At 38.3% G+C, this 9492-nt stretch carries 11 protein-coding genes, 1 other RNA gene and 1 other annotated feature (2 of these 13 cut by a window edge); of the genes, 3 read left to right on the top strand and 9 right to left on the bottom strand.

Translation table 11 applies throughout. The annotated features are described in order from the left end of the window. The 8 genes from OE105_RS12260 to tadA all read right to left on the bottom strand — a co-directional run. Positions 1-97 carry the 5' portion of a hypothetical protein gene (locus tag OE105_RS12260; protein WP_275420457.1) on the bottom strand. The gene continues 41 nt to the left of window position 1, outside the view, so 97 of the gene's 138 nt are visible here — the first part of the coding sequence; its start codon is at positions 95-97; the stop codon falls past the left edge of the window. A gap of 124 nt (positions 98-221) precedes the next feature. Next, entirely contained in the window at positions 222-380 is a 159-nt protein-coding gene (locus OE105_RS12255; RefSeq protein WP_275420456.1) for a DUF1097 family protein, read from the bottom strand. Positions 381-780: 400 nt separating this feature from the next. Next, positions 781-1098, bottom strand: coding sequence for a MazG nucleotide pyrophosphohydrolase domain-containing protein (locus OE105_RS12250; protein ID WP_275420455.1), 318 nt, complete (start codon positions 1096-1098; stop codon positions 781-783). A 185-nt stretch (positions 1099-1283) separates the two neighbouring features. Next, on the bottom strand, positions 1284-1880 hold the full coding sequence (recR, locus tag OE105_RS12245; RefSeq protein WP_275420454.1) for a recombination mediator RecR: 597 nt from the start codon (positions 1878-1880) through the stop codon (positions 1284-1286). A 19-nt stretch (positions 1881-1899) separates the two neighbouring features. Then, positions 1900-2220 carry a YbaB/EbfC family nucleoid-associated protein gene (locus OE105_RS12240; RefSeq protein WP_275420453.1) on the bottom strand — a complete coding sequence of 107 codons (321 nt, stop codon included), beginning with the start codon at positions 2218-2220 and terminating at the stop codon, positions 1900-1902. Positions 2221-2236: 16 nt separating this feature from the next. Next, positions 2237-3925 (bottom strand): DNA polymerase III subunit gamma/tau, encoded by a 1689-nt coding sequence (gene dnaX, locus OE105_RS12235; RefSeq protein WP_275420452.1) that lies wholly within the window; start codon positions 3923-3925, stop codon positions 2237-2239. Positions 3926-4052: 127 nt separating this feature from the next. Next, positions 4053-4317, bottom strand: an RNA gene (gene ffs / locus OE105_RS12230) — signal recognition particle sRNA large type. 51 nt (positions 4318-4368) lie between these two features. Then, entirely contained in the window at positions 4369-4902 is a 534-nt protein-coding gene (gene tadA, locus OE105_RS12225; protein ID WP_275420451.1) for a tRNA adenosine(34) deaminase TadA, read from the bottom strand. A 62-nt stretch (positions 4903-4964) separates the two neighbouring features. Here tadA and OE105_RS12220 point away from each other — a divergent pair, with 62 nt between their 5' ends. From OE105_RS12220 to OE105_RS12210, 3 genes are all read left to right on the top strand, one after another. After that, positions 4965-6245 carry a glycoside hydrolase family 18 protein gene (locus tag OE105_RS12220; protein ID WP_275420450.1) on the top strand — a complete coding sequence of 427 codons (1281 nt, stop codon included), beginning with the start codon at positions 4965-4967 and terminating at the stop codon, positions 6243-6245. Between the two features lie 105 nt (positions 6246-6350). Beyond that, positions 6351-6989, top strand: coding sequence for a deoxynucleoside kinase (locus OE105_RS12215; RefSeq protein WP_275420449.1), 639 nt, complete (start codon positions 6351-6353; stop codon positions 6987-6989). After that, positions 6986-7657, top strand: coding sequence for a deoxynucleoside kinase (locus tag OE105_RS12210; RefSeq protein ID WP_275420448.1), 672 nt, complete (start codon positions 6986-6988; stop codon positions 7655-7657). The genes OE105_RS12215 and OE105_RS12210 overlap by 4 nt, the downstream gene beginning before the upstream one ends. Positions 7658-8016: 359 nt before the next feature. Here OE105_RS12210 and serS read toward each other — a convergent pair whose 3' ends face one another. Further along, positions 8017-9288 carry a serine--tRNA ligase gene (gene serS / locus OE105_RS12205; RefSeq protein ID WP_275420447.1) on the bottom strand — a complete coding sequence of 424 codons (1272 nt, stop codon included), beginning with the start codon at positions 9286-9288 and terminating at the stop codon, positions 8017-8019. Positions 9289-9349: 61 nt separating this feature from the next. Further along, positions 9350-9492, bottom strand: a binding site (T-box leader); it runs 80 nt beyond the window's last position.

Raw genomic sequence — 9492 nt, 5'->3', positions numbered from 1 at the left:
TAATACTAAATAAAGAAATTAACAATATTATCCAATCACCATTTGCTGCAAAAGTAGAAAAACAACCGATAAAAATTCCTAGTATATAATTAATCATCTTTAGTCTTCCTAATAGACACATAAGCGCCGTTACTAGACCGCTACAGACGGCAACCCCGTAAGGAATGGGAGTTACTTCAGACAATCAAATAATCATGATCGCACAACCAAATCCAGTCAAATTACAAAGAATCGCCTTTAATAAACCGTTTACACCACCTTTTCCAATTGCAAAAAAATGTAGTACAACCGGCAAATCCTGCCCATGTATACAAACCGAACACCGGTGCTATATAAGCCCACAGGCCACATAGCAGGCCACTTGCGAGGACAGAAAACATCATCACATCTCCTTTCCTAATGCTTCATAAATGCAATTTCGCAATCGCTTTCAATCATTCCCTCTTTAAAACGATTATCAGATTAATGAAATAAGTAAATTTATAGTTAAAAAAAATGGTAAATCTATGCAGCGTTGTAACAAATAAATTTTTAATTTGTGATATTATTTAACAAACTAAATCTAAAAATTTTTTAAAAACGAAACCGATTATCAATTACTTAAAGGGACACCGAAAGCTTTTATATACCTTAAGTATCCCTTTCAGAAATAAATATTTTGGATGTATCCAATTTCGTTTCGTCACTTTTTTACCGTACTTTTTCCTCTTTTGCTGGAAAAATTTCACTTAAGTTAGGATTCAATTGGCACCGTTTATTGATGTATGTTTCCAATTCTTTTTATCTACAAGATCCAATATTTCCTTTACTCGCAAATCTTTTTTCGTATTTTTCAAGTACAAGATTTAAGCTATCTTCTAAATTTGTATCCGTTTCATTGGCGATACAAATGATCGAAAAAAGTACATCGCCAATTTCATTATCCCATCCCTTCGTCTTTTTAAATTCCTTCTCCCCATAATTTGTAGATTTTAAAACTTCTTTCGAAAGTTCTCCCACCTCGGAAGCTAAATCCAAGATTCGTATTTCAACGGGGGAGTTGATCTGTTTATCCTCTGTAAATTTCTTAATTTTACGTTGGACTTCGAATAATTGCATAGTCATTCTCCTTTTCTTTTATTTTTTTCATAAAACGTAAAAAAACCATAGTTTCAAGGCAATTCATTATGCCTTTTTTCCTATGGTTTTCGAATGCTTCTTTATTCCTATCGAAAAGGAAATAGTAAAATGAAGGAAGTTTTCAATGAAGGAAGTTTTCTTGGATGCAAATGCTCCTCATTTGTTTATAATTCCCTTCTTCCTTCTAACGCTTTCGATAAGGTGACTTCATCGGCATACTCCAAGTCACCGCCTACCGGAAGCCCATGGGCTATTCGCGTGACTTTTATTCCAGAAGGTTTGACGAGCTTGGCGATGTACATAGCCGTCGCTTCCCCTTCAATATTTGGATTTGTCGCCAAAATCAATTCTTGAATTTGGTCATCTTGCAGTCTTTTTAACAAACCGGGAATATTAATATCTTCCGGTCCAATTCCTTCCATCGGGGAAATTGATCCGTGTAATACATGATAAAGACCGTTATATTCCTTCATTTTTTCCATGGCGATCACGTCTTTCGGATCTTGGACGACACAAATAACGGACTTATCCCGATGACTGTCTTCACAAATATAACACGGATCCCGGTCGGTAATATGTCCACATACAGAACAATATGTTAAATTTCGTTTTGCATTGACTAATGCTTTGGCAAATTCCAACACTGTATCTTCTTTCATCGTCAACACGTGAAAAGCGAGTCTCGTTGCTGTTTTCGGACCGATGCCAGGTAATTTCATAAAACTGTCGATTAGTTTTGTAATTTGTTCCGGGTAATACATCGAAAGAAAAGCCTCCTAATTAAAACAAGCCAGGGATATTCAACCCTTTCGTAAACTGTCCCATCCGTTGTTCCGTTAATTTATCTACTTTCGATAACGCATCGTTCGTTGCGATGACAATCAAGTCTTGTAATGTTTCCACGTCTTCCGGATCGACGACTTCTTCATCGATTTGGACCTCTAATACTTCTTTATGGCCAGATACGATCACTTTTACAACGTCACCACCGGCCGTTCCTTCTACCCGTTCCTCAGCGAGCTTTTCTTGTTCCTCTTGCATTTTCCTTTGCATTTTTTGCATTTGCTTCATAACGTTTTGCATATTTCCCATTCCACGCATGGCAAATCCCTCCTGTTTAATCTTTTATTTCTAATAAATCTTCTCCAACGAGTTTCCTCGCCTCTTCGATTAACGGTTCATCTTCTGTCTGTTCATTCGATTGACCTTTTACGAGGTCTCGATGCTGACTTAAAAAGGATTTTCGGATCACTATCCACTGGTCTTCCGGCACACCAATTAGTTCTACCTGTTTTTGAAATAATTTTGTCAACATCGAATTCATGATTTGAACAAATTCCCCGTTATTCATCGCCATTTGGCAATGGATTTCATATTTGAATTTCACAACACAACCTCGATCGGATGCGGCGACTGGTTCTGCATCATTCAACAATGCCGAATGGGATCGTTTCAATTTTTCTAGGAGTTGACCCCAGTTTGATCTTACCATATGTAAGTTTTGCTTCGTGGCATTCGCTAAAATATTTTCGATTTTTCCAACCGGGGCTTTGAATGTTCCTTTTTGAATCGGGTGTGTGCTTTGTTTTTTTACACTTTCCTCTTGTTCGTACGGTTGAGAAGTTTTTAAGTTCTTAAGCTTTTGGATTTCCTGTTCTAATGAGAGAATTTTGTCATTTAATAAATCGATTTGTTCTTTAACCGATGAATTGAGCGTTTCCGTTTCTCCTTGACTTAGTTTAACCAAATACACTTCCAAATAAATTTTCGCATGGTTCGTCCACTTCATTTCTTGTTGGGCTCGATTTAGCTCGTGAATAATATGAAATATTCGATCTTTGGCAAAACTTTCAGCTAATCGAATAAACGTTTCGTCGACGATCGCCCGTTCCAAATAATCTTTCATTCCTGGAGAACTTTGATAAAGTAATAAATCCCGAAAATAAGTAATCAAATCTTCAATGATTCGGGACGGATCCTTTCCTTCCGAAAGAAGATCATGTAACGTTTGAATCGATTTTTCCGGTTCTTCTTCAATGATAGCCATTGCCAATTCATTCAATTTCTGTTGAGAGATGGAACCGGTAATTAGTAAGGCATCTTGAACGGTTAGTTTATTTTCGCTGAAGGATACCGCTTGATCTAATAAACTTAAGGCGTCCCGCATTCCGCCTTCAGCTACCCTGGCAATTAAATGGAGGGCTTCCTCTTCGTACGCTTGGCCAGAATTATTTAAAATATGTTGCATTCGGTCTGCGATTGCTTGCGGGGGAATCCGCTTAAAATCAAATCGTTGACATCTGGATATAATAGTCGAAGGAATTTTATGCGGTTCCGTCGTCGCTAAAATAAAGATGACATGTTTCGGCGGTTCCTCTAACGTTTTTAATAATGCATTAAAGGCTTCGATGGAAAGCATATGAACTTCATCGATAATATATACTTTATATTTTGCAACATTCGGTGCATATTTCACTTTATCCCGAATATCTCGTATTTCATTCACGCCACTGTTGGAAGCCGCATCAATTTCGATACAATCAGGAATGGAACCGTCGGATATCCCTTTACAAATATCACATTCATTACAAGGTTCTCCCGACTGAGGATTTACGCAGTTTACCGCCTTTGCCAAAATTTTCGCAGCGCTCGTCTTCCCTGTTCCCCTCGGACCAGTAAAAAGATAAGCGTGGGAAATTTTTCCTTGCATGAGGGCATTTTGTAATGTTTTTGTTACATGCTTTTGACCTACAACATCTTCAAAATTTTGCGGTCGCCAAACCCGATATAACGCTTGGTAGCCCATACAAAAAACCCTCCATTAAAAAAATCGACTTAAAAATCCTTCATTCTTTTTATTATAACGCAAAGAATGTTTCTTTTACTATAAAAAAAACACCCTTTTGGGTGTATCTTTTTCCTTATGTATAAAACCGTGCACCTTCCTTCGACAGCCAACCATAGGCGTTGCTTTTGCAGTTAGCTCGGTTCAGGCAACCCTACGGCACATGGGAGCGTCCACTTAATGCTGCTTCCTTCCGGACCTGACATGGTTCATGGATTCCCATTGCGTAGGACCCAAACGTCAACACCACTTACAAAAGACAGACCCTACAATTGGACAGCCTAGGGAAGGAGTTCAGTCCCGCTAGAGCGGATTGCGGGTACAGGGCACCGCTACCTCCCCACCTAGCACGGTAATTTATATTATACAATATAACTGAAGTAAAATGCAATGTACCTTTCGTGTTAATTATTCCCTTCTTCCTTTTTCTTTCCTTTTTGTTTTCGAATTTTTTTGAAAAAGTCCGTCAATATGTTCGAGCATGATTCCTCTAATACACCTTTTTTTACATCACATTGATGATTAAAGCGGTCTTCTTGTAATAAATTCATCAATGTCCCGCCACATCCTGCCTTCGGATCCGATGCCCCGTAGACGACCCGTTTTATACGAGATTGGACCATCGCACCGGCGCACATTGGACAAGGTTCCAACGTGACATATAATTCCGCATCTTCCAATCGCCATGTTCCGAGTTTCTCACACGCTTCATGAATCGCGATGATTTCCGCATGTCCTAATGCATTTTGTTTCGATTCCCTTACATTTCTTCCTTTTGCAATGACCTCATCCCCCACGACGATGACACAACCGATCGGTACTTCATTTTCTTCACCCGCTTTTTTCGCTTCCTCTAAAGCGAGACTCATATAATATTGATCCCGTTCTTCCATACGAATCTCCTTAAAATACATGTCTTCTAACAAAATTTTTTTCATTATATCATTTTTCCTATTTCTTTTCATACAATTTTTATAGCGCCAATCGTGGAGGGATGACTATGCAAATTCATGTTGTTCAACCCGGTCAATCCTTATTTGGAATCGCCCAAGCATACAGTACGACGGTCAATAATTTAGTGGAGGCTAATGAAATTCCAAATCCGAACCGACTCGTTGTCGGTCAAACGTTAGTGATCCCGATTATCGGAAGTTTTTATTGGGTTCAACCGGGAGATAGCCTTTGGTCCATCGGTTTAAAATTTGGAATATCTTATCAGGAATTAGCGGAAATTAATCGAATTTCACTTATACAGCCGTTACAAATTGGAACACGACTATACATTCCTCCTACTCAAAAAACGTCCAGGGAGTTTAATGCATATATTGAACCTCGAACGACCGTTACACCTGCTTTAGAAAATAGTGCCCGAGAAGCTGCCCCTTATTTAACCTATTTAGCTCCATTTAGTTATGAAGTGCTTCGAGATGGCAGTTTACGCGAGCCACCGCTCAATCAGTTTCCACAAATTGCTACTGCAAATCGAAACTTATTAATGATGGTCATTACGAATAAAGAGAACGATCAATTTAGTGATGAACTGGGAAAAATAATTTTGAACGACGAACAGGTGCAAGAAAATTTATTCAATAACATCATAACAACCGCGAAAAAACAAGGATTTCGAGATATTCACTTCGATTTTGAATATTTACGTCCAGAAGATCGGCAAGCTTATAACAATTTTTTACGAAAGGCAAAAGCTCGTTTTTCAAAAGAAGGTTGGTTAGTTTCAACGGCCTTAGCCCCGAAAACGAGTGCGGATCAAAAGGGGAAATGGTACGAAGCTCACGATTATCGAGCCCACGGGGAAATCGTTGACTTTGTCGTCATCATGACGTACGAATGGGGGTATAGTGGTGGACCTCCGATGGCCGTTTCACCCATTGGTCCGGTACGAGAAGTGTTGGAATATGCGGTTACTGAAATTCCGCCGCAAAAAATATTTATGGGCCAAAATTTATACGGATATGACTGGATCCTTCCTTTCAAAAAGGGAGATGTGGCAAGTGCTGTAAGTCCCCAGCAAGCAATCAAACTCGCCGCACAAAAAAATGTACCCATACAATATGATGTTCGCTCCCAAGCTCCTTTTTTCGATTATATAGACGAAAATGGAAGAAATCATCGGGTGTGGTTTGAGGACGCCCGGAGCATTCAAGCAAAATTTGATTTAATTAAAGAATTGAATTTACGAGGAATGAGTTATTGGAAGCTCGGTCTTTCTTTTCCACAAAATTGGCTTTTAATACAAGAAAATTTTACAGTTGAGAAAAGATAGAAAGAACTGAGGTTCCGGTTCCTTCGACCCACCCTAGTTTCTCGACCCCCTCGACCCATTTCCAATGCTATGATACAATGTCAATAAAAAACGTAGGGGGACAGAATGAATCCAAACTTCATTGCCGTCGAAGGACCAATCGGGGCGGGAAAAACCTCATTAGCAAAAGCCTTATCGAATCATTTTCATTTTTATTTATTAAAAGAGATCGTCGAAGAAAATCCATATTTAGGAAAATTTTATGAAAACATCGACGAATGGGCATTCCAAACGGAAATGTTTTTTCTTACCCACCGTTTTAAACAATTGGAAGATATACAAAACCATTTTTTACAATGGAATAAGCCTGTGGTATCGGATTTCCATATGTTTAAAAATTTAATTTTTGCCCAATTAACATTACGATCGGATTATTACGAGAAATACGCAAAAATATACTCCATATTAACGGAAGGCTTACCCGAACCGAATATGGTCATATATATTCATGCAAACGTAGACACATTGTTAAAACGAATCGCTTTAAGAGGGCGAAATTTTGAAAAGTCGATTAGCCCTGATTACTTAAAACAACTATCCGAAAAATACGAGATATTTATCGAACAATTTGAAAGGGATCATCCAAACGTACCGATTTTGCGAATCGATGGAAATGCAACCGATTTTGTTAACAATATAGAAGACCTTCATTCAATCATAAACGATGTGACATTTATATTAGCAAAAGGAGCAAACAATCGATGAATTTACGAGAAAAATATGAAATACCAAGTACAGCCGTCATCACAATCGCCGGTACGGTCGGTGTTGGAAAATCGACTTTAACAAAGGCCCTAGCCGATGCATTAAATTTCCGTACATCTTTCGAAAAGGTGGATACAAATCCGTATTTGGATAAATTTTATTCCGATTTTAAGCGATGGAGTTTTCATTTACAAATCTTTTTCCTTGCTGAACGGTTTAAAGAACAAAAGAAGATTTTTGAATACGGTGGCGGTTTCGTCCAAGATCGATCGATTTATGAAGATGTTGGTATTTTCGCCAAAATGCATTATGAAAAGGGGACGATGTCGAAGGTCGATTATGAAACGTATAAGGGGCTGTTTGACGCGATGGTCATGACACCTTACTTTCATCACCCTGATTTATTAATTTATTTAGAAGGGCCATTCGACCATATCGTCAATCGTATTCACCAACGGGGACGGAAAATGGAACAGGATACTCCGATTGAATATTGGAAAGAATTGTATAGTCGCTATGAAACTTGGATCGATTCTTTTAATTCATGCCCGGTATTACGATTGAATATTTGCGATTATGATCTATTAAAAAATGAGGATGCTATTGAAGAAATTGTGAAAAAAGCTTCCAATATTTTAAAAGAATCCCATCTTTACAAAGGGAAATAATCGATCCACTTCACTTTTTTTTTTAAAAAAAAAGACTGTCATTAAAGATAATCATCTTTAAAAGACAGTCTTTTGTCATGCTCTCCAATTTATGCGTGTTTTTGTGATAAAACGTTCGTTCCCAGTCGTTTCAAGACGATCAATGAACAAGACTTCTGTCATTCTCCAACAAGCACAAAATACATAATAACACGAGTTTAAAAAATGGTCAACGGAAGATATTTTCAAGGAAAGGGAAGCCGTTCATCATCAGAAAAAGAATTCGTACTTCTTTTCGCCCTTCTAGATGTTTTCCCCTTAGGAAATCGTTTTTCCTTTTTACCATTTAAAATTTTTCCTTATATGGTACACAAATGGTTTTACTTAATAACATCCTTTCCAAAATACGGACGCAACACGTTCGGAATAAGAATACTGCCATCTTCCTGTTGATAGTTTTCCAAAATGGCCGCCACCGTTCTACCAATCGCCAAGCCAGATCCATTTAACGTATGGACGTACTCTGGTTTCGCCTTCGGATCCCGTCGGAAACGAATATTTGCTCTACGGGCTTGGAAAGCTTCGAAATTACTACAAGAAGAAATTTCCCGATACGTATTGTAACTCGGAAGCCAAACTTCAATGTCGTATTTTTTGGCGGCTGTAAAACCTAAATCAGCCGTACACATATTCATCACCCGATACGGAAGTTCCAATAATTGTAATACCCGTTCCGCATCCCGGACTAATTTTTCCAACTCATCATAAGAGTCTTCCGGTTTGACAAATTTTACGAGCTCGACTTTGTTAAATTGATGCTGACGGATCAAGCCCCTCGTATCCCTTCCTGCAGATCCAGCTTCCGAACGAAAACATGCACTATAGGCGACATATTTTTTAGGTAACTCTTCTACCGATAAAATCTCATCCCGATGATAATTTGTAACGGGAACTTCCGCCGTCGGAATTAGGAAATAATCTTCTTTTTCCACAAGAAACGCATCTTCTTCAAATTTTGGAAGTTGACCTGTCCCTGTTAAACTCGTTCGGTTCACTAAGTAAGGTGGGAGCATTTCTTCATAACCGTGTTCTTCAATATGCAAATCGAGCATAAAATTGATTAATGCCCGTTCTAATTTTGCACCTGCTCCTTTATAAAAGGTAAATCGACTTCCCGTAACTTTCGCTGCCCTTTCAAAATCCAAAATTCCTAAATTCGTCGCCAATTCCCAATGGGGCTTCGGTTCAAAGGAAAATTGTGGCACTTCTTTCCACTTTCGAATTTCAACATTGTCGTCTTCACTATCCCCGATCGGAACACTTTCATGGGGAATGTTCGGTATCGATAATATCAATAGATTTAATTCATTTTCCACTTCCCTGAGTTGTTCATCCAATTGTTTTATTTTTTCTCCTACTTCCCGCATCGATTGAATCAGGTCGCATGTATCTTTCTTTTCCTTTTTCAAAATGGCAATCTGGGAAGAAACTTCATTCCGTTTATTTTTCAAGCTTTCACTTTCTGTAATTAATTTTCGACGTTTTTTGTCTAATTCACCAAATTTTTCCAAATCCGTTAAATCTTCTCCCCGATGCTTTAATTTTTCCTTTACCTCTTCAAAATTGGTTCTTAACAATTTAATATCGAACAATTCGATCCCTCCGCTTTAATTATTTTAAGTAATTTTCAAATAAGAAAAACTCCCATCCCACAAAAGGGACGAGAGTTTATTTTCCCGCGTTGCCACCCTAGTTGAAAGCCAATTTGCTTTCCACTCGTTGAAGATAACGGACCATTCCGTTGATGCATACTCAGGATAATCCTTTTCCGCATCACTCTCGAGGATGGATTCACA

Source organism: Fervidibacillus halotolerans (assembly GCF_026547205.1).
Taxonomy (GTDB): Bacteria; Bacillota; Bacilli; order Bacillales; family Caldibacillaceae; genus Fervidibacillus; species Fervidibacillus halotolerans.
Note: the sequence above shows the minus strand (reverse complement) of the source record. Positions and strands in the feature narration are given on the sequence as shown.